27 protein-coding genes are annotated in these 24,860 nt (G+C 64.3%); 8 read left to right on the plus strand and 19 right to left on the minus strand.

The annotated features are described in order from the left end of the window. Positions 1 to 49: 49 nt before the first annotated feature. From NATTI_RS0108020 to NATTI_RS0108030, 3 genes are all read right to left on the minus strand, one after another. The gene (locus tag NATTI_RS0108020; RefSeq protein ID WP_006092772.1) at positions 50 to 658 is read right to left on the minus strand and encodes an L-threonylcarbamoyladenylate synthase; all 609 of its coding nucleotides are present in this window, start codon (positions 656 to 658) and stop codon (positions 50 to 52) included. Positions 659 to 748: 90 nt separating this feature from the next. Further along, a complete protein-coding gene (locus NATTI_RS0108025; RefSeq protein ID WP_006092771.1) occupies positions 749 to 1,261 on the minus strand; it encodes a redoxin domain-containing protein in 513 nt (170 codons plus the stop codon). Then, a complete protein-coding gene (locus NATTI_RS0108030; RefSeq protein WP_006092770.1) occupies positions 1,261 to 1,539 on the minus strand; it encodes a glutaredoxin family protein in 279 nt (92 codons plus the stop codon). The genes NATTI_RS0108025 and NATTI_RS0108030 overlap by 1 nt, the downstream gene beginning before the upstream one ends. A gap of 100 nt (positions 1,540 to 1,639) precedes the next feature. On the opposite strand from NATTI_RS0108030, the gene NATTI_RS0108035 reads away from it, so the two are divergent. After that, a complete protein-coding gene (locus NATTI_RS0108035; RefSeq protein WP_006092769.1) occupies positions 1,640 to 3,049 on the plus strand; it encodes a hemolysin family protein in 1,410 nt (469 codons plus the stop codon). A 31-nt stretch (positions 3,050 to 3,080) separates the two neighbouring features. Here the strand turns inward: NATTI_RS0108035 and NATTI_RS0108040 are convergent, their stop codons facing one another. From NATTI_RS0108040 to NATTI_RS0108055, 4 genes are all read right to left on the minus strand, one after another. Then, entirely contained in the window at positions 3,081 to 3,524 is a 444-nt protein-coding gene (locus NATTI_RS0108040) for an acyl-CoA thioesterase (RefSeq protein ID WP_006092768.1), read from the minus strand. 90 nt (positions 3,525 to 3,614) lie between these two features. After that, positions 3,615 to 4,016 (minus strand): hypothetical protein, encoded by a 402-nt coding sequence (locus NATTI_RS0108045; protein WP_006092767.1) that lies wholly within the window; start codon positions 4,014 to 4,016, stop codon positions 3,615 to 3,617. Between the two features lie 280 nt (positions 4,017 to 4,296). Then, a complete protein-coding gene (locus NATTI_RS0108050) occupies positions 4,297 to 5,301 on the minus strand; it encodes an AAA family ATPase (RefSeq protein WP_006092766.1) in 1,005 nt (334 codons plus the stop codon). Positions 5,302 to 5,436: 135 nt separating this feature from the next. Further along, complete coding sequence (locus NATTI_RS0108055) at positions 5,437 to 6,570, minus strand: DUF7282 domain-containing protein (RefSeq protein WP_006092765.1); 1,134 nt, start codon at positions 6,568 to 6,570, stop codon at positions 5,437 to 5,439. Positions 6,571 to 6,770: 200 nt separating this feature from the next. On the opposite strand from NATTI_RS0108055, the gene rnz reads away from it, so the two are divergent. After that, a complete protein-coding gene (gene rnz, locus NATTI_RS0108060) occupies positions 6,771 to 7,697 on the plus strand; it encodes a ribonuclease Z (protein ID WP_006092764.1) in 927 nt (308 codons plus the stop codon). Between the two features lie 283 nt (positions 7,698 to 7,980). Here the strand turns inward: rnz and NATTI_RS0108065 are convergent, their stop codons facing one another. Together NATTI_RS0108065 and NATTI_RS0108070 are read right to left on the minus strand one after the other, a co-directional pair. Beyond that, positions 7,981 to 8,799 (minus strand): pentapeptide repeat-containing protein, encoded by an 819-nt coding sequence (locus tag NATTI_RS0108065; RefSeq protein ID WP_006092763.1) that lies wholly within the window; start codon positions 8,797 to 8,799, stop codon positions 7,981 to 7,983. Between the two features lie 98 nt (positions 8,800 to 8,897). Then, entirely contained in the window at positions 8,898 to 9,686 is a 789-nt protein-coding gene (locus NATTI_RS0108070; RefSeq protein WP_006092762.1) for an ABC transporter permease, read from the minus strand. Between the two features lie 93 nt (positions 9,687 to 9,779). Here NATTI_RS0108070 and NATTI_RS0108075 point away from each other — a divergent pair, with 93 nt between their 5' ends. After that, complete coding sequence (locus NATTI_RS0108075; RefSeq protein WP_006092761.1) at positions 9,780 to 11,753, plus strand: DUF460 domain-containing protein; 1,974 nt, start codon at positions 9,780 to 9,782, stop codon at positions 11,751 to 11,753. A 30-nt stretch (positions 11,754 to 11,783) separates the two neighbouring features. Here the strand turns inward: NATTI_RS0108075 and NATTI_RS0108080 are convergent, their stop codons facing one another. Both NATTI_RS0108080 and NATTI_RS0108085 read right to left on the minus strand, forming a co-directional pair. Next, complete coding sequence (locus tag NATTI_RS0108080) at positions 11,784 to 12,038, minus strand: hypothetical protein (protein WP_006092760.1); 255 nt, start codon at positions 12,036 to 12,038, stop codon at positions 11,784 to 11,786. 59 nt (positions 12,039 to 12,097) lie between these two features. Further along, entirely contained in the window at positions 12,098 to 12,277 is a 180-nt protein-coding gene (locus NATTI_RS0108085; RefSeq protein WP_006092759.1) for a DUF7470 family protein, read from the minus strand. A gap of 127 nt (positions 12,278 to 12,404) precedes the next feature. Between NATTI_RS0108085 and eif1A the strand changes: the two genes are divergently transcribed. Further along, complete coding sequence (eif1A, locus tag NATTI_RS0108090; RefSeq protein WP_006092758.1) at positions 12,405 to 12,695, plus strand: translation initiation factor eIF-1A; 291 nt, start codon at positions 12,405 to 12,407, stop codon at positions 12,693 to 12,695. 411 nt (positions 12,696 to 13,106) lie between these two features. Then, positions 13,107 to 14,465 (plus strand): S8 family peptidase, encoded by a 1,359-nt coding sequence (locus tag NATTI_RS0108095; RefSeq protein WP_027119097.1) that lies wholly within the window; start codon positions 13,107 to 13,109, stop codon positions 14,463 to 14,465. 77 nt (positions 14,466 to 14,542) lie between these two features. On the opposite strand, the gene NATTI_RS0108100 is transcribed toward NATTI_RS0108095, so the two are convergent. The 4 genes from NATTI_RS0108100 to NATTI_RS0108115 form a co-directional block, all read right to left on the minus strand. After that, positions 14,543 to 15,655: a pyridoxal-phosphate-dependent aminotransferase family protein gene (locus NATTI_RS0108100; RefSeq protein WP_006092756.1), complete on the minus strand. Its 1,113-nt coding sequence runs from the start codon at positions 15,653 to 15,655 to the stop codon at positions 14,543 to 14,545. 97 nt (positions 15,656 to 15,752) lie between these two features. Further along, complete coding sequence (locus NATTI_RS0108105; RefSeq protein WP_006092755.1) at positions 15,753 to 16,736, minus strand: plastocyanin/azurin family copper-binding protein; 984 nt, start codon at positions 16,734 to 16,736, stop codon at positions 15,753 to 15,755. A gap of 236 nt (positions 16,737 to 16,972) precedes the next feature. Beyond that, a complete protein-coding gene (locus tag NATTI_RS0108110; protein WP_006092754.1) occupies positions 16,973 to 17,500 on the minus strand; it encodes a plastocyanin/azurin family copper-binding protein in 528 nt (175 codons plus the stop codon). Between the two features lie 196 nt (positions 17,501 to 17,696). Continuing rightward, positions 17,697 to 18,920, minus strand: coding sequence for an MFS transporter (locus NATTI_RS0108115; protein ID WP_006092753.1), 1,224 nt, complete (start codon positions 18,918 to 18,920; stop codon positions 17,697 to 17,699). 199 nt (positions 18,921 to 19,119) lie between these two features. Here NATTI_RS0108115 and NATTI_RS0108125 point away from each other — a divergent pair, with 199 nt between their 5' ends. Further along, positions 19,120 to 19,776, plus strand: coding sequence for a DUF6517 family protein (locus tag NATTI_RS0108125; RefSeq protein WP_019991738.1), 657 nt, complete (start codon positions 19,120 to 19,122; stop codon positions 19,774 to 19,776). Between the two features lie 25 nt (positions 19,777 to 19,801). Here NATTI_RS0108125 and NATTI_RS0108130 read toward each other — a convergent pair whose 3' ends face one another. After that, on the minus strand, positions 19,802 to 20,140 hold the full coding sequence (locus NATTI_RS0108130; protein ID WP_006092750.1) for a DsrE family protein: 339 nt from the start codon (positions 20,138 to 20,140) through the stop codon (positions 19,802 to 19,804). 152 nt (positions 20,141 to 20,292) lie between these two features. Further along, complete coding sequence (locus NATTI_RS0108135; protein ID WP_006092749.1) at positions 20,293 to 20,793, minus strand: methyltransferase family protein; 501 nt, start codon at positions 20,791 to 20,793, stop codon at positions 20,293 to 20,295. A gap of 179 nt (positions 20,794 to 20,972) precedes the next feature. Between NATTI_RS0108135 and NATTI_RS0108140 the strand changes: the two genes are divergently transcribed. Both NATTI_RS0108140 and metX read left to right on the plus strand, forming a co-directional pair. Next, positions 20,973 to 22,310 (plus strand): O-acetylhomoserine aminocarboxypropyltransferase/cysteine synthase family protein, encoded by a 1,338-nt coding sequence (locus tag NATTI_RS0108140; protein WP_006092748.1) that lies wholly within the window; start codon positions 20,973 to 20,975, stop codon positions 22,308 to 22,310. A 13-nt stretch (positions 22,311 to 22,323) separates the two neighbouring features. Beyond that, entirely contained in the window at positions 22,324 to 23,529 is a 1,206-nt protein-coding gene (metX, locus tag NATTI_RS0108145) for a homoserine O-acetyltransferase MetX (RefSeq protein ID WP_006092747.1), read from the plus strand. 105 nt (positions 23,530 to 23,634) lie between these two features. On the opposite strand, the gene NATTI_RS0108150 is transcribed toward metX, so the two are convergent. Both NATTI_RS0108150 and NATTI_RS0108155 read right to left on the minus strand, forming a co-directional pair. After that, positions 23,635 to 24,225, minus strand: coding sequence for a hypothetical protein (locus NATTI_RS0108150; RefSeq protein ID WP_006092746.1), 591 nt, complete (start codon positions 24,223 to 24,225; stop codon positions 23,635 to 23,637). 153 nt (positions 24,226 to 24,378) lie between these two features. Further along, positions 24,379 to 24,750 (minus strand): hypothetical protein, encoded by a 372-nt coding sequence (locus tag NATTI_RS0108155; protein ID WP_006092745.1) that lies wholly within the window; start codon positions 24,748 to 24,750, stop codon positions 24,379 to 24,381. Positions 24,751 to 24,860 lie beyond the last annotated feature (110 nt).

The raw sequence follows: 24,860 nt of genomic DNA on the forward strand, positions 1-24,860 counted from the left end.
ATCAAAACGGGGCTCGATCGTCAGAGTGCGATCAGGTTCGACTCGTCGATCAGTGGTCCTCGAGCCACGCCTCGATCTCGTCGGCCAGCGCACCGCGACGGTGAATCGTCCCCGCGGAGACGTCCACGACGGTGCTTTCGCTCGTCGCTTCGAACTCGCTCGGCTCGGCCTCGAGCACGACGGCCGACTCGAGCACTTGGTCCCCGATTTCGTCGACTCGTCGGGCACTCGGCTCCCCGCTGACGTTGGCGCTCGTGGCCGTGATCGGTCGTTCGGCGCGCTCGAGGAGCGCGAGTGCTGTCTCGCAGTCGGGGACTCTGACCCCGACGCGATCTCGGCCGGCCGTGAGGACGTCGGGAACGGCCGCCGTGCGCTCACAGAGCAGCGTCACGGGTCCCGGGAGGAATGCCGCGCCGAACGCCTGTTCGCGCTCGCTCGCACGAACGTACCCCTCCTCGACGGCCGTCTCGAACGTCGGGACGGCAAACGAGATCGGTTTCGACCGTTCTCGTCCCTTCACCTCGAAAACACGCCCGACGGCGTTGGCGTCGAGCGCGTCGGCACCGAGCCCGTAGACGGTCTCGGTCGGATACACAACCAGCTTGCCCGCACGGATTGCCGCCGCTGCGCGCTCGAGTGCGTCTGCGTCCGCGGTCATGCGTGAGTATCGCCGCGTCCGCGGCAAAAGCGTACCGCCCTGTCCGCTGGCGGCGTGCAGCCGTTGGGCTTCGGGTCGAGAGCCGACCGACTACTCGAGCCCCAGCCGCTCTTCGAGTTCGTCGTAGTCGGGGAACTCGGGCCACTCGGTGGCGACCCAGGCGGCCTCGACGGTCAGATCGGGCTCGAGGGCAAAGAACGCGAGCCGCGGCTCACTGACCCCGTCCATCCCGTCCAGATCGTGGGCGATACCGTAGGCGTCGGCGATCTCGTTGGCCGGATCGGCGAAGATGCCGACCGGCAGCTCGTTGTCGTCGAGGAACTGCGAGATGCCGTACGGCGTCGAGGCGGTGACGCCGACGACGCGGTCCGCGCGGTCGGCCCAGTCGCGCTCGTCGAGTTCGTCCCAGACGTACTTGGCGACGAACGAGCCGATCATGGGCGTGAAGACGACGATCGTTCGGCCGCCCTCGCCAGCGAGGGCGGAGAGCTTGCGGTCCTCCCAGAACTCGTCGGTCACGAGCGGACGGGAGATATCGGATGCTTCGTCGCCAGACTCGAGGTGATCCGTGGGTCCGAGATCGACGACGTCGAAGTCGGCCATCAGTTCTCGCCTCCGTAGGCCGATTCGAGGTAGTCCACGATGTTCGCGCTCTCGGCCATCGTCACGCCGGTGGTCTCGTCGACGACCACGGGAACGGTGCGGACGCCGGCGACGCGCTTGACGACATCTCGCCGCGAGTGGAGCGGCTCGACGAACCGCGAGCGATAGTCGAGATCGTACGCCTCGAGCAGTCGCGCGACGCGTTCGCAGTACGGACACGCCTGCAGGCGGTAGAACGTGATCGGCGCCTCGCTGTCTGCACTGGTGGCTGCTCCCATAGCCTTCGTTGGGGAAACGGGTGGGTAAACGTGTCGTCGCCGGCGAACCGGGACATAAATGGTAAACGGTTAACCGATCCAGCTATTATGAACGACATCAATGGCGTTGTCTCCGCTGCTCGAGGTCGTGTTTGCTGCCTACGAGGTTCCCGTCGTAGATCTCGCGTTCGAACAGTCGACTGTGGCGATTCTCGGCACGCTCGCTGTCGCCGTCCTCATCCTGCTCTCGGGATTCTTCTCCTCCTCGGAGATCGCGATGTTCAACCTGCCGAAACACCGCCTCGAGGGGATGGTCGAGGACGAGGTCCCGGGAGCGGAGCTCGTCAAGTCGCTCAAAGACGATCCGCACCGACTCCTCGTGACGATTCTCGTCGGCAACAACATCGTCAACATCGCGATGTCCTCGATCGCGACGGCGATTCTCTCTATCTACTTCGGCGGGCTGGTCGGCGTGTTGCTGGCCACCTTCGGGATCACCGCCCTCGTCCTCTTATTCGGTGAGAGCGTCCCCAAATCCTACGCGGTCGAGAACACCGAATCGTGGGCGATCCGCATCTCGAAACCGCTGAAGGCTACCGAGTACCTGCTGTTCCCCCTCATCGTCCTCTTCGACTACCTCACCCGACAGGTGAACAAGCTGACGGGGTCGACGGGGGCGATCGAATCACCCTACGTCACCCGCGACGAGATCCAGGAGATGATCGAGTCGGGCGAGCGCGAAGGGGTTCTAGAGGAAGAAGAACACGAGATGCTCACGCGGATATTCCGCTTTAACAACACTATCGTCAAGGAGGTTATGACACCGCGACTCGACATGACGGCGGTTCCGAAAGACGCGAGCATCGACGAGGCCATCGAGACCTGTATTCAGAGCGGCCACGCTCGCATCCCCGTCTACGAGGGGAGTCTCGACAACGTCCAGGGCGTCGTCCACATTCGGGACCTCGTTCGCGATCTCAACTATGGCGAGACCGAGGTCGAGGATCTGGAACTCGACGATCTCATTCAGCCGACGCTCCACGTTCCCGAATCGAAGAACGTCGACGAACTGCTGACCGAGATGCGCGAAAACCGGATGCACATGGCGATCGTCATCGACGAGTTCGGCACCACCGAGGGGCTGGTGACCGTCGAGGACATGATCGAGGAAATCGTCGGCGAGATCCTCAAAACGGGCGAGGACGAGCCGATCGAGGAGGTCGACGAACACACCGTCATCGTCCGCGGGGAAGTCAACATCGAGGACGTCAACGAGGCGCTCGACATCGATCTGCCGGAGGGTGAGGAGTTCGAGACCATCGCCGGCTTCATCTTCAACCGCGCGGGCCGACTCGTCGAAGAGGGCGAAGAGATCACCTACGACGGCGTTCGCATCACCGTCGAGGACGTCGAGAACACCCGTATCATGATGGCGCGATTGCGAAAACTCGAGCAGCCCCCGGAGCCGGAAGACGAGAACGGGGACGAGGAAGCGACGGAAACGGACGAGGAGTCGGTAGCGCGGGATTGACCGTCGGTTCTGACTCCTCCGTCGTACCTCGCTACGTGCCGTCTTCGACGTCGAACATCCGCTCTCGGAGCTCTCGCCCTCGCTCGGAGTCGACCGTCAGTTCCGGAACGGGAACGGTGGACCCGTCCTCGTCGATCGCGACGAAAGTGAACGAGGATTCGGTCGTCCGTTCGGTATCGCCGCTTCTCGGCTCTTCGCGCCACGCCCGCAAGCCGACGTGGACGCTCGTCCGACCCACGTCGTAGACGAAGGCCTCGACCAGCGCGGTGTCGCCGATCCCGATCGGCCGCTCGAAATCGAGTTCGTTGACGCGGGCGGTGACGCAGGTCTCGCCGGCAAAGCGCATCGCCGACATCGCCCCGACCTCGTCTAACCACTTCATCAGGTTGCCGCCGTGGAGCGTGTCGTTGTTGTTGGCGTGGTTCGGCTGGACGCGGAATCGGTTCTGGATGTGCGTCTCGAGGATGGTCGGCATACGGCCCTCTTCGCACGAGGGGGTCAAGAAGACACTCACTGAACGCGTGCGTCTACTGCAACTGTTTCGGAAGACTCGTCGAAGGGGCAGTTACGAGCAGTTCGTCTCTCCCGGCGCCGTCTCGGCGGCCATCTCCTCGAGTTGCCCGTCGATAACGCGAATCGTCCGGTCGATATCCGCAGCCCCGACCGTGTCGCCGCGCTCGCGAAGCTTCTCCCGGTACTGATGGAGCGTTACCGACAGTCGGAGCGCGTCGGATCGGCGAATCGCAACGACTTCACCCCGCTCGCTGGCAGCCGCCACCTCGGTCCGGAGTTTGCGGTGGCGGTGTGCTTCGCCGAGGGCGTCCGTTTCCATGGCCGACTCGGCCATCTTGTCCAGCGCGTACAGACACGCACCGAGGTTCTCCTCGGCTCCGTCCAGATAGATCGGATCGGTCAGTTCGTCGAGTCGGTTCAGCGCCCCGTATAGCGTGTCGAACGAGTCGTTCATCCGTGTTCGCTTAGAACACCGTCGCTACTTATTATACGACGAATAAAACGTTGCAGACTGCTAATTTCGACCGCTCACCCGTATGGGATACCGGTTCCGGGTGGTCGGCGGTGTCGACTCCTCATTTCGGCCGACCGGGGGTGACTGTGCCAATACCGACTTCCCCGAACGAAGTCGAGCACGCAAAACCGACGACCGATTCTCCCCTCGTTGCGGTCCCACGGCCTCCTCGAGTCGAGGCTCTCGATCGCGTCACTCGTCAGGACGAGCCCAAGGGCCGTCAGGCGACCCGTCCCAGCTCCGCCAGTAGACGCGAGACGTGGATCCGATCGCTCGAGCCCTCGTGCATCTCGAACTCGATGTCGGCGGCCAGCCGGTGCATCCGGGCCAGTTTCTCGCCCTGGTATCGTTTGCGAGCGACGCCGAGAATCGAGTCGATGACCTCCTCGCCGTCGAGCCCCTCGTCGACGAGCAGATCGTCGAGCGCCTTGCGCGCGTCCGTGAACTGTCCCGCTTCGGCGTCGTCGAGCATCGATTCGATTTCGTCCTCGAGCCCCACTTCGCCGATCGTCTCGTAGGCCGCCTGCATCGTTAGCTCGCCCTCGTCCTCGACGGTCGTCTGGGCGGCCAGAATGGCCTGCCGGAGGTTCCCGTTCGCGTAGCCCGCGACGAACTCGAGCCCGTCGTTCTCGTACGCGACGCCCTCCCGTTCGACGATCCGCTCGAGCACCGTCACGATCTCGGGACTCGAGGGTGCTCGGAATGAGACGGGGAAACACCGCGAGCGGATCGGCGGGATGAGCTTCGTTGGCTGGCGGGTGGCGATGATAAACTGCGTCGTCCGGTGGTGTTGCTCCATGATCCGGCGCAGCGCCTGCTGGAAGTCCTCACGGACGTCTTCGGCGTTGTCCAGCAGGATCGTCTTGTACTCGCCGGAGACGGAGGCGTAGCTCGCCGACTCCTTGAGGACGTGGTTGATCATGTCCCGCTTGGACATCGAGGAGCGGCCGACGAGAAACTGCTCGAAGCGCGGATCGTTCTTGATTTCGGTCTTCGTCCGGCCGAAGAAGTCGGCGACGTTGATCTCGATCAGGTCGTTGTCCGGGTCCGTGTGCGCTTCGCGTGCGAGTGCCCGCGCCGCCGCCGTCTTCCCGCTGCCGGGTGGGCCCTGCAGGAGGAGGTTGATCGGCTCGTCGACGGCGCGCTCGAGGTACTCTCGAGCGTCGTCCTGTGGCAACTCGGCCAGCTCGGGGGCGTGGGTGTCGGTCCACAGCGGCGCGTCCATCGCCAGTCGGTAGGGACGGGGCGGGTAAGAATCGGTCGGTTGTACTGTCGGCTGCAAGCCGGGACGGAGCATTCGACGGATCGTTTCGATCAATGCTTCGAACAGTGGCAGCCGACGGTATCGCGTCGGTGTGCGCTACTCGTCGTCCGCCCCGTTGTCGTCTTCGCCGCCCTCGTCTCCATCGTCGTCGTTCTCGACGTCCGCGATCGTGAACGTCGTTTCGACGCCGTCGCCGTCCTCGTCCTCGAACGGCGTCGGCTCGTCGTCATCCGACTCGCCCTCGTAGAGGACCGCGGTGAGTTCCTCGTCGTCGTCGACCTCGGCATCGTCGTCGAACTCGGCCGTGACGTTGCTGTGTTCGCCCGGCTCGAGGTCGTCGCTCGTTCCGATGAGGCTGCCATTCTCGGCTTCGATCCCGACGAAGCCGTCGACGGGGGTCGCGACGTCGACGGTGACGTTCTCCTCGCTCGCGTCGACCACCTCGATCGCGGGATCGGTGTGGAACTCGAGATCGATGGTCGTGATGGCGCCGTCGCCGTCGGTGTAGACGCCGATCGGCTGCTCGCCGGGTGGCGCGCCGACCGTGTCGATCTGGAACGTCACCTCGCGTGTTTCGCCGCTGCCGAGTTCGAGCGCCTGTTGCTCGAGGACGGTGCCGCCGAGGCGGAACTCGACGTTCTGCTGGCTTTCGATCTCCGTCGGGTTGGTGATCTCGGCGGTGACCTCGATTGTGTCGTTCGTGGTCGCCGTGGTGGGTGCGCTGATGGAGTCGACGGTGAACGAATCCGACAGCGCGTCATCGTCCAGAGTCGTCGTCACCGAGGCCGTATCCGAGACGGGGAACCCGTCCTCGAGGTAGGGTCGATCCTCCTCGCCCTCGCTCTCCTCGTAGGCGTAGCCGTCACCGGTCGTATCCTGGTGGACCGTCGCGGTGAGCTGGCCGACGAGGTCCTCCTCGGCGTCCTCCGCGCGCTCGATCGTCACGTTCTCGTGCGTGCCTGACTCGAGATAGTCGGAGACGGCGAGCGATTCGTCACCGCCGTTGGTGAGGACGACGAAGCCGCCATCCGAGAGGGTTACTTCACCGATCACGACGCTTTCGCCGTCGCCTTGCTGGTCTTCGAACTCGATCGACGCTTCGGGGTCGTCTTCGACGCCGAAGATAGCAGGGGCCTGCCCGACGACGATTCCCGCGGCGAGCACGATCGCGATCGCGATCAGGATCGCGCCGACGCGTTTGATGGTTCCCAGTGTCGATTTGGCGCTCATGTGGGTTGCCTGTGGTGGCTGTCGCGGAACGATTCCCGGTCGAACTCGGTCGCCATTACGAGTCCTTTCACGGTCCATCGATGTAAAACGTCGAGGTGATTCGCTCGCTTCGGTAATTGCAGTCCGCTGAAAACAATCCTGCAGTTCGATATCGATGCGATCCGAAGCCCGTATACTCCTCCCGGACCGAACAGCAATCGATGCCACTGCGCGTGACGTTTCTGGGGACGGCCGGGGCGGTTCCGACGACGGAGCGAAACCCGAGCAGTATCTTCGTCGCTCGCGAGGGCGAGCAGTTGCTGTTCGACGCCGGCGAAGGGACCCAGCGCCAGCTGATGCGATTCGGCACCGGATTCTCGATATCGCACCTGTTCGTCACGCACCTTCACGGTGATCACGTCCTCGGGATTCCAGGACTGCTCCAGACGATGGCGTTCAACGACCGCGAGGAGCCGTTGGCGATTCACGCACCCCACGGGACGCGCCGGCAGCTGAAGTCGCTGGTGAACGCACTCGGCAACCGACCCTCGTTTCCGGTGCGGATCAACGAAGTCGGCGATGACGACGTCGCCTACCGCGCCGACGAGTACGAGGTCCGCGTCTTTGAGACCGACCACGACGCCCGGTCGGTCGGCTACGCCCTCGTCGAAGACGACCGCAAGGGCCGGTTCGACCGCGAACGCGCCGAAGAACTTGGCGTTCCAGTGGGACCGAAGTTTTCGAAACTCCACGCCGGCGAGTCCGTCGAACTCGAGGACGGCACCGCCGTCGATCCGGACCAGGTCGTCGGCGAGCCTCGGCCGGGTCGGTCGATCGTCTACACCGGCGATACGCGACCCACGACGGCGACGATCGAGGTCGCGGACGAACCCGATCTGTTGATCCACGATGCGACGTTCGCCGACGACCGAGCGGACCGGGCCGCGAAGACGGCTCACTCGACGGCCCGGCAGGCCGCCGAGATCGCGAATCGCGCGGGTGCGGATCGACTCGCGCTGGTACACCTCTCTTCTCGGTACGCGGGCCACACCGGGGACCACCTTGAGCAGGCCCGCAAGGTGTTCGATGGCGAGGTGGTCCTCCCGGACGACGGAGACGAACTCGAGATTTCGTATCCGGACGTCTGAGCCCATCGGCGCGCGACTCGATGGTGGTCCCGCGCCGCAGTTTCGGCCGATACTCATCGCTGGCATGTTGTTTCCGATCCAGGGATTCTCGAGTTCAGCGACTAGACCTACGAAATGCGTCACATTCTGGTCACGATCCCGATCCGGAGTCGGGAGGCGATACTCGACCTGTCATAGGGATTACCGTAGCCAACCGGAGATCTCGAAACCCGGCCTTCGACGCTGTGTCTCGGTTCTTCACAGAGAAACTATGAACTCCTGCGATAATCCCTCTCAGAATCTGTCAGAGCCGGTCAGCTAAACCTCCACAGTCCGCCGTCTCACACTCGGTGCCGTCGAGCCACGTCGCACCGGTGAGGTCGGCGTCGGTGAGATCCGCACCGACCGGGTACGAACTCGTCAGGTTGGCTCCCGTAAGGTCTGCACCCGAGAGGTCGACGGTCGGAAAGATCGCGTCCGTCAGGTTCACACCGGACAGGTCCGCGTCGGAGAGGTCGGCATTCGGGAGGGTTGCATCGGTCAGATCCGCACCGGACAGGTTCGCCTCGGCGAGGTCGGCGTCCTCGAGGTCCGCATCGACTCCTGTCGCACCCGACAGATCGGCTCCCGCGAGATTCGCCTCCGAGAGGTCGGCTCCCGTAAGATCGGCGTTGGCGAGACTTACGTCGGCGAGTTCCTCGCCGGAGAGCGTCGCGTTCGAGAGATCGCTACCGGAGAGGTTTACGCCGGTGATGTCCGCCTTCGTGAGCGCGCCGATCAGGACCGTCGCGTCCCTGAGGTCGGCGTTGGTGAGATCCGCACCCTCGAATTCCGCGAGGAAGAGATCCGCGTCCCTGAGATCCACACCCCGGAGATCCGCATCCGTCAACGTCGCCTTCGAGAGGTCGGCGCCGGAGAGATCGCAGTCGGAGAGATCCGCCCCCTCGAGATCGGCCTCGGACTCGATCGTGTGACCGTTGCACGCCTCCCCACCGATGCCGAGTCCCGCGAGACAGCCCGAGAGTCCGACGACAGCGCCGCTGGCGGCGGCACCGACACGCCGGAGGAGCCGGCGTCTGGACGGCCTCGGGTCCGAACGTTGCGTGGTGGATCTGTCTGGCATGATATCGTCGACTGGATCGCGTCGTTCATCGAAGAAGGATAAGCAGTTGTCAAATCTCTTGTGGTCTCGCTCTCGAGCGGCCGACCGCGTTCGAGTCCCTATTCGCGTTCGTTTTGTGCGTCTCGAGTATCGTCGGCGTCCGGATCGACTCGCTCGTCTCGAGCCCCTCGAGTCCCCCGAGCGTCGCCGGACGCTCGAGCCTCGGCGGTCCTCCGGTCGGTGCGACGCGCTCGCGGCTCTTCGCCTCCGGCCGCGGCGGACGCCTCGTCTACCGCGAGGGTGATCGGCGCTCGCGTGCGCGTCGCCCAGACGCCACCCGCGGCGACGAGCCCCGCGGTGATGCCCGCGAGGAGCGCGTTGACCAGCAAGCCGCCGATATCGATCGAGACTGCGAGCGGAATCGTCCCGAACAGCGCTGCAAGGGTCCAGAAAACGACCGTCGCGACGCCCGTGGCGAGCCCCGCGGTCACGTAGGTCGTCGATCGGTCGTACTCGAGTCGCCAGCCGAGGAACGCGCCGACGAAGACGGCGAGCAGGATCGCCAGATACGGGGTGCCCGTAAGTGGGATCGAGAGCGCCGCTTCGACCGCGGCGTCGAACCCCGCGATGCCGTCGGCCGTTTCGGCGACGCCTTCGTCGATCGCATCGCTGAAAATGCCGAACAGCCCGTAGCCGACGGCGACCAGTGCGAGCAGGAGCGTCAGGTACGTCGTCCACGCCGCGACGATGGGTTGTTGTGCGAGATCGACGATCGACGGGTCGCCCGAATCGCCCCGTCGTTTGCGCTCCGATTCGTCAGTTCGTTTCTGTGTCTCATCATTCCGGCCGGCTGTATCGGCGCGTTCGACAGTCTCGTCGCCGTCGGTAGGCTGATCTCTATTGTCCATACGCTTGTCACAATCGCCGGCTTCTTAGCGTTTGGCCGAGAGCTGGCAGGAATCCGCGCCGGATTTATCACCGACTCGCCCCTAGGGCCGGCCGTGAGTACGCGAACGAGTGCCCTCGATGCGGTCGTCTTTGGCGTCGATATTCAAAGCGGTGACGTTCGGGGCGACGCCCCGTCGTACGCGCTCGTCGTCTACGACGGCGAGGACGTGAGCCGGGATGTCGTCTCCCACCGGAAGCTCCGACGACTGATCGAGGATACGGAGCCCGCGATCATCGCGACGGACAACATGTACGAGCTGGCGGCCGATAAGGATCAGCTCATCCACTTCCTCGGCTCGCTTCCCTCCGGGACGAAACTCGTCCAGGTGACGGGTGCCGAACAGCCCGAACCGCTCTCCCGGGTCGCGAAACGCCACGGCATCCCCTACGGGAAAGATCCGATGCAGGAAGCCGAAGCCGCCGCCCAACTGGCCGCCCACAACGTCGGGCACGAGGTATCAGCCTTTACCGACACGACCGAGGTTAAGGTCTCGAGGGGTCGCTCTACCGGTAGCGGGGGCTGGAGCGAGGACCGCTACACTCGTCGCATCCACGGTTCGGTGAGGAAACGAGCCCGTGAGGTCGAATCCGCACTCGAGGACGCCAATCTCGAGTACGAGCGAGAGGTCCGCGAGGCCTATGGGGGGTTCGCAAACGCCGTCTTTACCGTTCAGGCCCGGCCGCAGGAGATCCCCGTCTCGCGCAATCGCTCGGGCGACGTTCGCGTCGAGATCGAACGCGAACGGCGGGACGGAATCGAGTTCCAGCCACTGGTCAAACGCCGGGATCACGTCGTCGTCGGGATCGATCCCGGCACGACGACCGCCGTCTCGATCGTCTCGCTCGAGGGCGAGGTCTTAGACGTCTGGAGTTCGCGCACCAGCGACACCGCCGACGTGATCGAGTGGATCGTCGAGCGCGGCCGGCCGATCATCGTCGCGGCGGACGTGACGCCGATACCCGAAACCGTCGAGAAGTTCCGTCGGAGCTTCGACGCCGCGGGCTGGACGCCGACGAGCGATCTGCCGATCGACGAAAAGCAGCATCGAACGCGCGAGGAGCCGTACGACGACGACCACCAGCGCGACGCGATGGCCGCCGCGCTGTATGCCATCGACGCCCACCAGAATCAGTTCGAACGCATCGCCGACAAACTCCCGCCGGGACTCGACCGCGGCGAGGTGACCGCTCGCGTCGTCGCGGGCGAAGAGAGCGTCGAGGCCGTCCTCCGGGATCTCGACGACGACGAGGACACCGAAGAGGAGTCCACGGAACACGAACCCCGCGAACTCACCGAGGAGGAACAACGGATCAAGGATCTCGAGCGACAGGTCGACCGGCTCCAGTCACACGTCGGGACCCTCGAGGGCCGCATCGAGGACCGGGACGACCGGATCGACGAACTCGAGTCGAAACTCAGTCTCGCCCGCCGGGAAGAGCGCACGCAGGTTCGCAAAGATCGGGAGGTGAACCGACTCGAGCGGAAGGCCAATCGCCTCGAACGCGAACGCGACCAGGCTCGCGAGGAGGTCGAAGATCTCGAGGGCAAAGTCGAGCGGATGAAGGCGCTCTGGAAGCTCGATCACTCGAACTTCAGCGACGTCTCGGCGAAAAAGGAGGGGCTGGTCCCCGTCAAGGTGATCGAGAAGTTCACGAAGGGGGCGATTCGGGAAGCCGATGAGCAGTACGGCATCGCCGCCGGCGATGTCGTCTTCGTTCGGGACGCGAGCGGGGCCGGAAAATCGACGGCCGACCTCCTCGCGGGCTTCGAGCCGAGAGTCGTCCTGAAGCAGGGCGGGCTCTCGGAGATCGCCGACGAGATCCTCTTCGACGAGGAGATTCCGGTCGGGCCGGCCGACGACGTCGCCATGCAGGAGGTCGACGAACTGGCCGTCGCCCGCGAGGACGACGTCGAAGCCGTTATCGACGACTGGCACGGGCGAGCCGAAGAACGCGAGCGCGACCGCAAGGCGTCGATGGTCGACCAGCTCATCAGCGAACACCGAGCCGGAGACAACGAAGTCTGATCTCGCAGCCGTGGTCTCTCAGTCCACCGCTCAGTCCGCCGTGTTGACCGGTGAGAGCACCTGTGGCACCTCTTCGACCGCGACCTCGTCGGTCAGATCCTCCGGCTCGTCGACCGGGCCGTTGACGAACAGTGCGTGCGCGATAAAGCCGATTGCGACGACTCCCAACACGGCGATCGAGACCTCTATCGCGACCGGCGTCGCGTAGCCGATCCCCGCTCCGAGACCGAGGCTCGCAGCGATACAGACCAACACCAGGTCGTAGTAGTGGAGCGCGTATCCCATGCGATTATAGAGGCGACGAACCGACAAAATAGTTCGGAGCGCCATCGCAGCCTCCGCGGTCAGAACATTCCGAAGCTCTGGAGCATTCCCGAGATCAGCGCCTTGACGACCAATCCGAGCCCGGCGAGGACCATCGCCATCCCGGCGGCGATCAGGAGATTCTGGTAGGCGATGAGCCCGATTCCTGCAAGTAGAATCACGATGCCGACGATTCCGAGCGGCCCGAGATTTCGGAGCATACGCTGAGTGTGTCCAGCCGAGGGAAATAAACGGCGTGGTTTCCCGGCCTCGAGAGTCACTGCCGGCGCGTGGTCGACCTCGAAAAATCGATAAAACATTAAACCGCTCGGCTCCGAACCACGGGGTATGAGCGACGACGGTGAGGGCGGTCGGAAGAACCTCCGGATGCCGGAGGACGACGAGGTGTTCGCGACCGTCACCAACATGCTCGGGGCGAATCGGGTGAAAGTACGGTGTGCCGACGGGGAAGAACGTACCGCACGCATTCCCGGCAAGATGCAAAAGCGCATCTGGATCCGCGAGGACGATGTCGTCCTCGTCGAGCCGTGGGACTGGCAGGACGAGAAAGGCGATATCACCTGGCGCTACGAGAAGAGCGAGGCCGACCAGCTTCGGCAAGAAGGCCACATCCAGTAAAACGAAATTTTACGCTGCGTTCTTGCGGACTGACGACAGCGTAGCTGTCGTACAGCCCGCTGTCACTCGGTAAAATCTTCAAAAGAGCGCTCGCGCTCTTTTGGACATCGCGGAGCTTCGCTCCGCTCAGTTTCGATCAAAAGCACTCCTCCTTCGGTTCGTTCGATTCACTCACTCACATCAGTCGTCGGCCCGAGCGCGGAGCGCTCGGTGAACGGCATCGCTCGGGTTCTTCGAACCGCTCACTCGCCGTCAGTACAGCAAGTTCTCTGACCAACAGCCTGCCTTTCCCCGGTTCGTCCGCTCCTCGCAGCACTCGGAGCGGACTCACGGCCATCGATTTAGCCTTGTTCGACATAACTGCCAACATCGTACAGAAAGCTTATCTTCGCGATTTACATTCACGTACGCATGACTCTCAGTCGACGTCAGCTCCTGCAGGGTGTCGGAGTCGGCGTCTCCGCGGGACTGATCGGACTCTCGGGATCTGCGTCGGCGTCTGCGTCTTCCTCAACATCCGCTACTCGGAGGGTATTTGTCCACCCACGAGACGGACTGCTCGGCGAGTTGCTCGGTGTCGTCGAGGGCCTCGGCGGAACGCCGCTGCTCGAGTACGACAACTTCGAGTTCGTGGTCGCGGAGGTGCCGTCGGACAGTCTGGACGAGCTGCGTGGCGACCGCCGCGTGTCGTTCGTCGAAGCGGACGACGAGACCAGGATTCCCTCGGACTGGTCGCCCTCGCTCTCGGACATTCTGAACCCCCCCGACGACTCCGACTGTTCTACCCACCCCGACCAGCAACCCTCGTGGGGCGTCGAACGCATCGGTGCGGATGATGTCGATCCGGACGGATCCGGCGTCGACGTGGGGATTCTCGATACGGGCATCGCGTCGGACCACTGCAGCCTGTCGGTCGCCGGCGGTCAGAACTTCACCAGCGACGGGGTGTCGACCGACTACGAGGATCGCCACGGCCACGGGACCCACGTCGCCGGCGTCGCGGGCGCGTCGGACAACGACCGCGGCGTCGTCGGCGTCGCTCCCGAGGCGAACCTGTACGCGGTGAAGGTCCTCGGCGATGATGGCTCCGGTCGGTACAGCGAACTGATCGCCGGAATCGACTGGTGTCTGTCGAACGACGTGGAACTGATCTCGATGAGCCTCGGCGGCGAGGAATCGAGTTCGACGCTCGAGGACGCGATCGACGCCGCACACTCGGCTGGGCACCTTCTGCTCTGTGCGGCCGGCAACGAAGGGAACAACGGCGGCGACTCGTGCGACGAGGAGACGATGACCTACCCGGCGATGCACGACGACGTCGTCGCAGTTACCGCGATGGACGAGGACGACCGGCTGGCGTCCTACAGTAGCGTCGGCTCTGCCGTCGATCTGCTGGCACCGGGGACGGACGTCAACTCGACTACCGTCGACAACCAGTACGCACAGGCGAGCGGGACGAGCATGGCCTGTCCGTTTGTCACCGGCGTCGCGGCGCTGGTCTGGGAGACCCGCGAGGAGTCCGGACCGGGGCCGAACGAGGCGGTCAGGGAGATCCTCGGCGAGACGGCGGAGGACGTGCTCGGAACCTGTGCGGAGGGTGACGGGCTCGTGGACGCCCGCGCCGCGGTCGGCGACGAGCGCGCGACCGACGGTGACAGTCAGGATACGGATCGGGCCGGCGGGTTCTTCGGTGGACTCCGGTCGGTGGTCGAGCGGATAGCGGATCTGCTCGCGAGCGTCTTCGAGTGGCTCCGGCGGCTGTTTTCGTAGCCGTCATTGCGGTACGATTGGAGTGATCGACAAAAAGTGGTCTTCTGACCGGCTGTGCTACACGCTTCGGCCGACGACTACAGGCCGGCGACGTCCTCGATGGCGTCGGTCAACTCCTTGATGGACTCGAGGTCGTGTTCACCCATATGACCGATGCGGAACGTTTTCTCGCCGAGTTGGGAGCCGTAACCGTTCGAAAAGACCATTCCGTACTCCTCGTCGACGGTTTCGATGGTTTCGGCGACATCGATCCCCTGGGTGTTCTCGATACAGGCCACCGTCTGGGACTCGTAGCCCTCCTCGGGGAACATCGCGAAGTGTTCGTCGGCCCACTCGCGGGTGTACTCGGCCATCTCCCGGTGGCGCTCGTCGCGGCCCTCGTGGCCCTCCTCGAGCATATATTTCATCTGTTTGCGGTAGGCCAGCATGATCGGAATCGCGGGCGTGGAGTGGGTCTGGCCCTTCCGGTCGTAGTAGTCGAGCGTGCGCTGGAAGCCGCCGTACCACGAGGCTGAGTCGGTCTCGAGTTCGCGCTCGTAGGCCGCGTCGCTGACGACACAGACCGCGAGTCCGGGTGGCATGGCGAAGGCCTTCTGGGTGGAGGCGAAGATGACGTCGATGTTGTGCTCGTCGATATCGACGTAATCGCCGCCGAGCGCGGAGACCGCATCGACGACGAAGTACGTATCGGGGTAGTCGGCGACGACATCGCCGATCTCCTCGATCGGATTGCGGACGCCGGTCGAACTCTCGTTCATCACGGTCGCGACGACATCGTACTGCTTGTCGCTCGTCTCGAGGGTTTCGCGGATGTCTTCGGGCTTGATCGCCTCGCCCCACTCGTACTCGAGGCGGTCGACGTCCTTGCCGAGTCGCTCGGCGACGTTCGCGTGGCGCTCGCTGAAACTCCCACAGGTCGGCACGAGGATACTCTCATCGACGAGATTGAGCGTCGAGGCCTCCCAGAACTCCGTTCCCGACGCCGTCAGGATCACGACCTCGTTGTCGGTACCGAGGAACTCCTTCGTGTCTTCGACGATGGTCGTATAGAGGTCCGTCATTCGGTCCATGCGGTGGCCGAACATCGGCTCGCACATCGCCTCGAGAACGTCCTCGCGGACCTCGGTCGGTCCCGGAATATACAGCGTTTTGTCGGGGTAGTCGTCTTTGTACTCGCGTTTTTCGGTCACGAAAGCCACCTGATACGCCCTACTGGGTCGCGAGACGGTATGGTACTTTTGATGCCGCAGTCGATCGGCAGTTCTCGCCGCATCTTTCTGCCATCGATCACTCGAGCAGAATCTCGCCGCGCATCGAGGCGGCGTGGGGCGCACAGACGTAGTACGCCAGTTCCTCGCTCGCTTCGAACTCGAGGAACTGGTCGTCGCCCGGTTCGTCCGTGACGTCGGTTCGGTAGTCGTCGACGACTTCGTCGTCCTGATCCCAGAGCTCGATGTTGTGGTAGAGCCCGTCGCCACCCTCCCAGCCGATCCGGTACGTTTCACCTGCCTCGAGGGCGAGCGTCGGGTTCTCTTCGCCGGCGATCACCGACGGCTCGAGTCCTTCCCAGGCGGCCGTCTGGCCGTCGAAGGCGATAGTCGTCCCAGGATCGATACGGAAGGCGTCGCCGGTTTCGGTTCCACTATCGCTGTCGACATCGTGGCCGCTATCCTCCGCCGACGGTTCGGTCCCGTCGATCCGGATTTCGCCGCGCATCGAGCCGGAGTGAGGCTCACAGACGTAGTACGCCAGTTCCTCGCTCGCTTCGAACTCGAGCAGTTGGTCGCCGGGGTCCTCGGCGTCGGTCAGATTGGTTCGATAGTCGTTGACGACCTCGTCGTTCCGATCCCGGAGCTCGATGTTGTGAGCCTGTCCGTCGCCACGAGTCCACCCGATCTCGTACGTCTCGCCCGCCTCGAGGGTGAGCGTGGGGTTCTCTTCGCCGTCGATCGCCGCCGGTTCGAGACCGACCCATCCCCCGGTTTGGCCGTCGAATCGAATCCGCGTCCCGGGCTCGAGTACGGGGTCGGTCGCCTCGTCGTCAGCGCCGCTCTCGTCGTCGGTCGATCCGCCGTCGGTGTCGTCGTCGGGTTCCACTCCGCTCTCGTCGCCGGCCGATCCGCCGTCGGTGTCGCCGTCACCGTCGTCGTCCGTAGCGCCCGATTCGTCGGTCCCTGCCTGATCGACACAGCCCCCGAGCGTTCCGGCTCCCGCGGCGGCACCGACGACGGACAGCAGCGTTCGACGTGTAAACGGATCTTCAGTTGGCATACAGAGTACTTCCCGACACACTTCATAAAACCAACCGTTCTCTCGAGGTGGCGTCGGAGCGGCCGACCAGCGGGCCGTCCGCCGGTCGAACCACTGTGCGGACTGCGGTATCCTCGTCGATTGCGTCGAAAAAGCGACCGGAAGATTCCGGAGAAAGTCGAGACAAATACCGGGCGATTCTAACGGAACGACGCCGGTCGAAACGCGATGAACGTCACGACGCGGTTGCGACGTCGTTACTCGTCGTCGCCGTTGCCGTTTTCGTCGTCGCCGTTGCCGTTTTCGTCGTCGCCGTTGCCGCCGTTACCCTCACCGATCTCGATCTCGCCGCGCATCGAGCCGGAGTGAGGGTCACAGACGTAGTAGGCCATCTCGTCGGTGACTTCGAACTCGAGCATCTGGTCGTCGTCTGGTTCCTCGACAATTTCCGTCTGGTAGTCCTCGACGAGTGCGTCGTCCGAGTCCCAGATCTCGATGTTGTGGCCCGCACCGTCGCCCTCGTCCCAGCCGATTTCGTACGTTTCGCCCTCCTGCAGGACGAGGGTTGGGTTCTGGACGCCGTCGATCTCGCTTGGCTCTTTGCCTTCCCAGTAGCTCGCGTCCCCGTAGAAGACGATCTCCGTCCCGGGGTCGATCTCGAAGGTCTCGTCTTCGTCGCCGTTCCCGTTGTCGTCGTCACCACAGCCGGCGACCAGTGCGGTCGCTGCGGCCGCACCGGTGAGCTTCAGCGCGGTTCGCCGTGAAATTGCGTTGTCTCGCGTCATCAACCGGAGGTTAGGGTTGAGCACATAAAAATTGATACCCTCTATCGTGACGCTGTCATGCGGTTACATACCAGTGGGAAGGCTGGTAGTTCTCGAGCTGCAACCAGTCGGAAAGAACGTGACGGCGATCAGATACGATCGTGCTCGAAGTGATCCTCGCGCCCGAGCGACCAGCGGACGAACATCGGTACGGCGATCAGATACGATCGTGCTCGAAGTGATCCTCGCGCCCGAGCGACCAGCGGACGAACATCGGTACGGCGATCAGCGCGATCGCGATCTCGAGGCCGCCGACGACGAGAAAGGCGAGATCGTAGCCGTACGCGCTCGCAACGGTGCCGCCGACGAGAAAGCCGCCGAGAAAGCCCAGGCTGCCGGCGACGTTGAAGCCGGCCATCGCGATCCCACGTTCGCTCTCGGCGGCGATGTCGGTGACGAGGGCCATCGTGGCCGGCGAGACCAGCGCGCCGAGGACGCCGACGGCGATCATCGCGACGGCGACCGTCGCGACCGACGGTGCCGCGCCGACCGCGAGGATGCCGATACCGTAACACAGCGATCCCACGACGATCGGAATCGTCCGGCCGATGCGATCCGAGAGCGCGCCCATGGGGTACTGCAACAGCGCGAACGGCGCGAAAAAGCAGGCTAACAAGAGCCCGGTCGCGGCGGGACCGATGCCGAACGCCTCCTGGAAGTACAGCGTCCCGACGAGCGCGAAAAAGCCCGCCGTCAACCGATCGACGAAACCGAAGGCGTAGGGGATCGAGAGCGTCGGCCGCTTTCGCACGCCCTCGAGGAGCGCTCGAGTGGTTCGACGGCTGTCGGGCGTGCGGTCCTCGACGCGGGTGACGAGCGCGCCGACGCAGACGAGCAAGACGGCAGCGCCCAGGAGCGGCGCGAGTGGATCGAGTTCGGTAAGCTGGCCGCCCACCGGCGCGCCCAGGGCGGCCCCGAGTCCGATCGCGATTCCGGCTGCGCCCATGTTTCGGCCGTGACCGCCCGCTAAGTCCATCAGCATGGTCATCGTCAGTGAGAACGCGCCGATCGTCATCGCGCCCTGGAGGACTCGCAGGACGAGAACGCCCTCGAAGGGGATCGATCCGATCGTCGGAACGGCGGCGAGGGCGGCGTAGCCGACGGCCCCCGCCAGCGCCCCGGCGACGATGAAGGGCGTTCGCCGCCCGGTCACGTCGCTCGCGAGGCCCCAGACGCCGACGAAGGCGACGTATGCCGCGAACTCCGCGACGAGAAACCACATGCTCGCGTCGAGTTCCGTCGCCGCGAATCCTGACGTCGTCTCGTCGGCTCCCAGCACCTCGACGAGCGTGCCGACGCCCGGGTAGAGCAATAGCTGGGAGAACAGCACGGCGAAGACGACGGTAGCGAGGACGACCCGATCCCGGTCACTCGAGCGCACGCCTCACCCTTGATACTACGGGATTATGAACTCATTCGTCTCGGATAGAGCGAATACGTCGTCGCTTGCCGATTCGAGCACGTCGCCCAGCACGGCTCTCCCGACCCGTTTTTGCGACAGCAACGCCGTCGAATCGTCCCCCTGATAGCTTTGGCTGAGAACCGATAGGTTTTGGTTCGTCGCTGACCAGAATGAGTCGATGACAGCCACACGCCGGGACGTGCTTGCTGCGGGAGCGACCGCCGGACTGGGGGCCGTCGCGGGCTGTGCCGACGTCGCCAGCGGTGCGCTCTCGGCGTCGCCGGCGGCCGTCTCTCGGGCCGCCCTCGAGGAGACCGGCTACGGAGAGCGTACGGTGGAGGAAGTCGTCGTCGAGCGAACGGTCGGGCGATTCGGTCTCGAGCGTTCCATCTCGGTGACCAATTGGTACGCGGAGTACGACCGATCGATTTCGCTCGACGTGCTGGGACTGTCCCGCCTGCAGGCGGCGATCGTCTCCGTCCTCACGACGCCGCAGGTGTCGTTTCTCGGCCGGACGTTCAACCCCATCGGCGAGTACTCGACGGACGAACTGATCGAGTTGATGCAGGACCGCTACGACGAACTTCAGAATGTCCACCGCGTCGACGAGACGCTGGTATCGGTACTGGGAACCGAGACAGCGCTCGTCCGCTACACTGCCGAGGCGAGACTGATCCCCGCCGGAACCACGCTCGACGTCTACGTCCAGCTTACCGAACCCGTCTCGCACGGCGACGACTTCGTGCTCGGCGTCGCGGTCTATCCGCAGGCACACGGGTTCGAGACCGAGTCGGGCGCGGTTCGCACGCTGCTCGAGGGCCTCGAACACGAGTGAGGCGTGGAAACGCAGGCGACCGCTTCTAGGGCCGGATGTAGGCGTAGCCGTCGTCTTGCAAGCGTGTGAGTTCGCCGCCGCCGGAGGAGACGGTCTCGACGCCGTCGACGAGGTCCGACTCCGTGAGATCCTTCAGGTCGAGCGTGTTGCTGCAGGCTTTGAACGAGATGCCGCGCTCGAGCATCGACTCGACGGTCTCGCTGCCCTCGCCGCCCGCGGTCAGGGGCTCGATGCCGTCGGCCTGTGCGACGACGGCGACGTCGTCCACGTCGACGGAATCGTCTTTCGTGAGGTTCTCGGCGATGGTCAGCGCCGTTCGTTGCTGGTCCGGTTCGGCCGCGATGAGGTGGAACACTGTCTGCATGGGAGTCAGTCCGCTCCAGGTTTGTGTAGCGGTTGGGCTTGCAACGGTAATGGGCAGCGTCGGGATCGAGGGGTCGCAGCTCGAGTGACGCACGACTCACTCAGAGTGCGTTGGTGTGCGCAGGTAGCGGCGGGAGCGACGTAGTGGTACCGCTACGCCTCTGTCAGTCGTCCGGTCGGAAGCCAGCGGGGAACCCGGTCACAGTACTCCTCGTAGGCCTCACCGTGTTTCTCCCGCAGGTGGGGCTCTTCGAACTCGACGATCCGTCGGTGGAAGCCGAGCCAGCAGACCAGCCCCCACCAGCACACGTGCAGCGATTTGTACCGGACCGCCTGCCCTCCGATCAGCAACAGGATCCCGACGTACATCGGATTTCGCGAGTAGCGGTAGGCCCCGCCGGTGACGAGTTCGTCCGGTTCGTCTCTCGGTGCGGGCGTCCCGTCCCCTTCGCTCGAGAACCGCAACGCGGTGTGGAGATACAGGAGCGCGCCAGCGACGAACGAGACGGCCCCGACGACCCTGGCTCCGCGAGAGTCGAGCGTCGGCGACTCCCGGTCGTATCGAGCGAGCACTCGAGGAATGCCCTCAACGACGGTTCCCGGAACGAGCACGGTGAACACCGCTGTCTTCAGCAGTACGGGTAGTGACGTCATTGGAATCTCCTCCGTCCGGCTGTTACTCGCGAGAGGTGTTATACCCGACCGACGAGCGGGGACGGTCGCATGGTAGCGCCGAATCGTTCCCCCGCTTTGCGTGTCAATCCCCCCGGATCGGCTGCGGTTTTTGCCGTTACTGAGACGCATAAGAACGTGCAGTAGTATGCATACTAAACATGAGCGACGACGCGAGCGACGGGACTGAGCGACCCTGTCCCGAGCGCGGTCTCGGGACACGTAGCGTACACGCCGGCCAATCGCCCGATCCCGAGACGGGCGCGATGGCCCCACCTATCTACCAGACGACCTCCTACGTTTTCGACGACGCCGACACCGCCGCGGATCTCTACGCCCTCGAGGCCGAGGGGTATATTTACTCTCGCATCGCCAACCCGACCGTCACGACCCTCGAGGATCGCCTCGCCTCCCTCGAGGGCGGCGCGGGCGCGGTCGCGACGGGCAGCGGGATGGCCGCCCTGGATTCCGCGGTGCTCGTCCTCGCCGAAGCGGGCGACAACGTGGTCTGTTCGACCGACACCTACGGCGGGACGACGGCCTACTTCTCGAAGACAGCCTCCCGGCGAAACATCGAGACGACGTTCGTTCCCACCCTCGAGTACGACGCCTACGCGGAGGCTATCGACGCGGACACCGCGTTCGTCCACGTCGAGACGATCGGCAACCCCTCGCTGGTGACGCCGGACTTCGAGCGCCTCGCGGAAATCGCCCACGACAACGGCGTGCCCCTCGTGGTCGACAACACGTTTGCGACGCCAGCGCTTTGTCGGCCGCTCGAGCACGGCGCGGACATTGTCTGGGAGTCGACGACCAAGTGGCTCCACGGTTCGGGCACGACCGTCGGCGGCATCCTCGTTGACGGCGGCACCTTCCCGTGGGGCGAACACGGCTACGACGAGATCGCGGGCCAGAACCATGCCTACCACGACGTCGACTTCTCGCGGGACTTCCCCGATGCGCCCTTCGCCGAGACGGTGCGGTTCCGTTCCCTCCGAAGCCTCGGCAACCAGCAATCCCCCTTCGACGCCTGGCAGACGCTGCAGGGCCTCGAGTCGCTGCCCTTGCGCGTCGCAAAACACTGCGAGAACGCCTCCATCGTCGCGGACTACCTGGTCGACCACGACGATGTCGCCTGGGTCACCCAGCCCGGACTCGAGGATCATCCGACGCACGAGAACGCCTCGCGCTACCTGAGCGATTTCGGCGGGATGGTCGCCTTCGGCCTCGAGGGGGGATACGATGCGGGCAAGGCATTCTGCGAGAACGTCGAGGTCGCCCAGTTCCTCGCGAACATCGGCGACGCGAAGACGCTCGTGATCCATCCGGCGAGCACGACCCACGGCCAGCTAACGCCCGAAGAACGGACGGAAGCGGGCGTGACGGACGACCTCGTCCGGATGTCCGTCGGGATCGAGGATCCCGAAGACATCCTGGCGGACGTAGAGCAGGCCATCGATGCGGCGACCCGAGCGGCGAGCGACGCGGGTGCGAACTGAGAGTTAGATACTGATGACTACCAAGAACACTACCGATCTCGGCGAGTTCCAGTTCCTCTCGGGGGAGACGATTCCGTCCCTCGAGGTAGCCTACGAAACCTACGGCGAATTCACCGGCGATAACGCGGTGCTCGTCTGTCACGCGCTGACCGGCAGTTCCCACGTCGCCCGCCGGCCGGACGCCGGCGGCGACACGGCGGGACAGGCCCGCGCCTGGTGGGGTGACGTCGTCGGTCCCGGAAAGGCGATCGACACCAGCGAGTACTACGTCGTCTGTGTGAACGCGCCGGGATCGTGTTACGGTACGACGGGACCCTCGAGCGAGAACCCCGAGACGGGCGAGCCCTACGGTACCGACTTCCCGCCCGTCACGGTGGGCGACTGGACCCGCGCCCAACGGCAACTGCTGGACGAACTCGGCGTCGGCCGCCTCCACGCGGTCGTCGGCGGCAGCGTCGGCGGCATGAACGTCCTCGATTGGCTGCGGCGCTACCCCGATGACGTCGAGCGCGCCGCTGGCGTCGCCACGGCGGCCAGACTCGACCCGCAGTGTCTCGCGCTCGACACCGTCGCCCGGCGGGCGATCACCAGCGACCCGAACTGGAACGGCGGTCACTACTACGACGGGCCGGGACCCGACGACGGACTGGCTCGAGCGCGCCAGATCGGTCACATCATGTACCTCTCGAAGGCCTCGATGTCCCGGAAGTTCGGCCGCCGATCGGCGGGCCGGGAAGCCGTCCGCGAGGAGCCGCCGGACCCCGCGGCTGCCTTCTTCCCGTATCGGGAGGTCGAGTCCTACCTGGACTATCAGGCGGACAAGTTCACTGATCGGTTCGACGCGAACAGCTACCTCTACATGACGCGGGCGATGGACGACTTCGACCTCTCGGCGGGGTACGAGTCCGACGCCGACGCACTGGCCGCCTTCGAGGGCGAACTGCTCTTGCTCTCGTTTACCGGCGACTGGCACTTCACCGTCGAGCAGTCCGAAGCGTTAGCCGACGCCTGTCGCAAAGCCGATGTCGACGTCGCCCACCACGTCGTCGAGTCCGACCACGGCCACGACGCCTTCCTCGTCGAACCCGAGAAGGTCGGCCCGCCGCTCTCGGAACTGCTCGAGGCGGGACTCGCCGGGCGAACGATCACCGACACCGAGTCGGAGCCCGAAGAGTCCGAATCGTTCGCGCCGGTCCACACGAGCCTCTTCTCGGAGTGAGTTGACGAGAACGTCTCGAAAACAGTACTGTGAGGACGGAGTTGATCACCGTTCCACACTGATTGTCGTTTGGTACGATAGCTACGAAACTGGTAGTTGCGCCGATCAGGCGGACGGTTCCTGCACGTCAGGAACGAGGTTGCGCATGATGTATACCGTCCCGGCGGCGATCCCGCCGACGAGTAGTCCGAGGACGATTCCGTTGATGAGCAGGCCGCCCACTTCGACGCTCGTATTGTCCATCTGTGATACCGCAAGGAACGCTGAGAGGATCCAGAGTAGGAGAGTGCCTGCCAGCGCGCCCGCAGCACCCGTGATCATTGTCTGTTTGTCGTCCGCCGCCATCCGAAGCGCGAGGTATCCTCCGACGAGTAGTGCTAGAACCGCAGCGATGTGCGGAGCACCACTGGTTGGGATACCGACGAAGGAAACTGCAGTGATGTCCCCCATTCCGGGTCCGCTCGCGTCGAGGAACGACTCGTCGATGATATCTGCGAAGATAACGATCAGCCCCATTCCGGCACCCAGCAGCGCGTAGAGCGCGACGATCGCCTTGACGTACGCCTGCGTGAGCGGTTCCGTGAGCAGGTCGGTGATCGACTCCTCGTCGACAGTGGACTGTGTGGGCTGTCCCTGACCGGGGGCGTCTGTGTCGCCTGCGGGGGTTCCCTCCGCTTCGATGTTCGAATCTGACATGGTAGACGACACTCATATCTATCACTTATCCTTTCTGGTAGAACTTTCACACACATTGATCTGTATCCCGAAGCCGCGGCTCAGTTGGAGCCGTTGTGCGTCAGAAATAGCGGATGAACCGGCGTCGGAATCGCGTGTCGAAGCGAGACGCAGTTAGTAGCCGTGGTCGGACGAGACGTACTGTTCGGCTCGAGAGTGCTCAGCGCGCTGCTGGTTGATCCAGCGCCGAAGGTCGGCCGCGAGCAGGGCGGGACTCTCGAGGCGGAAGAGCCGCGCCGAAATGCCCATCCCGGTCGGCGAACGAATCATCGCGATCAACGCCCACATCGTCCCGGCCGCGAGCGAGCCGGCGGCGGAGAAGGTCATGCCGAGGGTGAAAAACGTCGCTCCGTAGACGAAGCCGATCCCCATCGACGGGAGACTCGTCCCGAGCGGAACGCGGGCCGTCGCGTCGCGCAGCGTCGGCGCGAGAAAGACGATCGAAAGGCCGCTGCCGATCATGAAGATTAGGTCTTGCCACATCATGGAACTAGTTACTCGCCGTCGAGTTAATAACGTTCTCGGTCTCGAAATCGGTTCTGAGGCAGTATATTCGCTGTGTACGACCAGTTCGACGATCGACCTGTTGATTCGAA

Origin of the sequence: Natronorubrum tibetense GA33, assembly GCF_000383975.1 — an archaeon.
In the GTDB taxonomy this organism is placed as follows: Archaea; Halobacteriota; Halobacteria; order Halobacteriales; family Natrialbaceae; genus Natronorubrum; species Natronorubrum tibetense.

What these genes read in the sequence shown, in the direction of transcription:
- NATTI_RS0108055 (WP_006092765.1), bottom strand. Translation starts at nt 6,570, where the DNA reads ATGAGCGCCAAATCGACACTGGGAACCATCAAACGCGTCGGCGCGATC.
- NATTI_RS0108025 (WP_006092771.1), bottom strand. Translation starts at nt 1,261, where the DNA reads ATGGCCGACTTCGACGTCGTCGATCTCGGACCCACGGATCACCTCGAG.
- NATTI_RS0108140 (WP_006092748.1), top strand. Translation starts at nt 20,973, where the DNA reads ATGAGCGACGACGCGAGCGACGGGACTGAGCGACCCTGTCCCGAGCGC.
- eif1A (WP_006092758.1), top strand. Translation starts at nt 12,405, where the DNA reads ATGAGCGACGACGGTGAGGGCGGTCGGAAGAACCTCCGGATGCCGGAG.
- metX (WP_006092747.1), top strand. Translation starts at nt 22,324, where the DNA reads ATGACTACCAAGAACACTACCGATCTCGGCGAGTTCCAGTTCCTCTCG.
- NATTI_RS0108130 (WP_006092750.1), bottom strand. Translation starts at nt 20,140, where the DNA reads ATGCAGACAGTGTTCCACCTCATCGCGGCCGAACCGGACCAGCAACGA.
- NATTI_RS0108110 (WP_006092754.1), bottom strand. Translation starts at nt 17,500, where the DNA reads ATGACGCGAGACAACGCAATTTCACGGCGAACCGCGCTGAAGCTCACC.
- NATTI_RS0108065 (WP_006092763.1), bottom strand. Translation starts at nt 8,799, where the DNA reads ATGCCAGACAGATCCACCACGCAACGTTCGGACCCGAGGCCGTCCAGA.
- NATTI_RS0108040 (WP_006092768.1), bottom strand. Translation starts at nt 3,524, where the DNA reads ATGCCGACCATCCTCGAGACGCACATCCAGAACCGATTCCGCGTCCAG.
- NATTI_RS0108085 (WP_006092759.1), bottom strand. Translation starts at nt 12,277, where the DNA reads ATGCTCCGAAATCTCGGGCCGCTCGGAATCGTCGGCATCGTGATTCTA.
- NATTI_RS0108135 (WP_006092749.1), bottom strand. Translation starts at nt 20,793, where the DNA reads ATGACGTCACTACCCGTACTGCTGAAGACAGCGGTGTTCACCGTGCTC.
- NATTI_RS0108070 (WP_006092762.1), bottom strand. Translation starts at nt 9,686, where the DNA reads ATGGACAATAGAGATCAGCCTACCGACGGCGACGAGACTGTCGAACGC.
- NATTI_RS0108105 (WP_006092755.1), bottom strand. Translation starts at nt 16,736, where the DNA reads ATGCCAACTGAAGATCCGTTTACACGTCGAACGCTGCTGTCCGTCGTC.
- NATTI_RS0108030 (WP_006092770.1), bottom strand. Translation starts at nt 1,539, where the DNA reads ATGGGAGCAGCCACCAGTGCAGACAGCGAGGCGCCGATCACGTTCTAC.
- NATTI_RS0108035 (WP_006092769.1), top strand. Translation starts at nt 1,640, where the DNA reads ATGGCGTTGTCTCCGCTGCTCGAGGTCGTGTTTGCTGCCTACGAGGTT.
- NATTI_RS0108155 (WP_006092745.1), bottom strand. Translation starts at nt 24,750, where the DNA reads ATGATGTGGCAAGACCTAATCTTCATGATCGGCAGCGGCCTTTCGATC.
- NATTI_RS0108095 (WP_027119097.1), top strand. Translation starts at nt 13,107, where the DNA reads ATGACTCTCAGTCGACGTCAGCTCCTGCAGGGTGTCGGAGTCGGCGTC.
- NATTI_RS0108150 (WP_006092746.1), bottom strand. Translation starts at nt 24,225, where the DNA reads ATGTCAGATTCGAACATCGAAGCGGAGGGAACCCCCGCAGGCGACACA.
- NATTI_RS0108045 (WP_006092767.1), bottom strand. Translation starts at nt 4,016, where the DNA reads ATGAACGACTCGTTCGACACGCTATACGGGGCGCTGAACCGACTCGAC.
- rnz (WP_006092764.1), top strand. Translation starts at nt 6,771, where the DNA reads ATGCCACTGCGCGTGACGTTTCTGGGGACGGCCGGGGCGGTTCCGACG.
- NATTI_RS0108080 (WP_006092760.1), bottom strand. Translation starts at nt 12,038, where the DNA reads ATGGGATACGCGCTCCACTACTACGACCTGGTGTTGGTCTGTATCGCT.
- NATTI_RS0108050 (WP_006092766.1), bottom strand. Translation starts at nt 5,301, where the DNA reads ATGGACGCGCCGCTGTGGACCGACACCCACGCCCCCGAGCTGGCCGAG.
- NATTI_RS0108020 (WP_006092772.1), bottom strand. Translation starts at nt 658, where the DNA reads ATGACCGCGGACGCAGACGCACTCGAGCGCGCAGCGGCGGCAATCCGT.
- NATTI_RS0108125 (WP_019991738.1), top strand. Translation starts at nt 19,120, where the DNA reads ATGACAGCCACACGCCGGGACGTGCTTGCTGCGGGAGCGACCGCCGGA.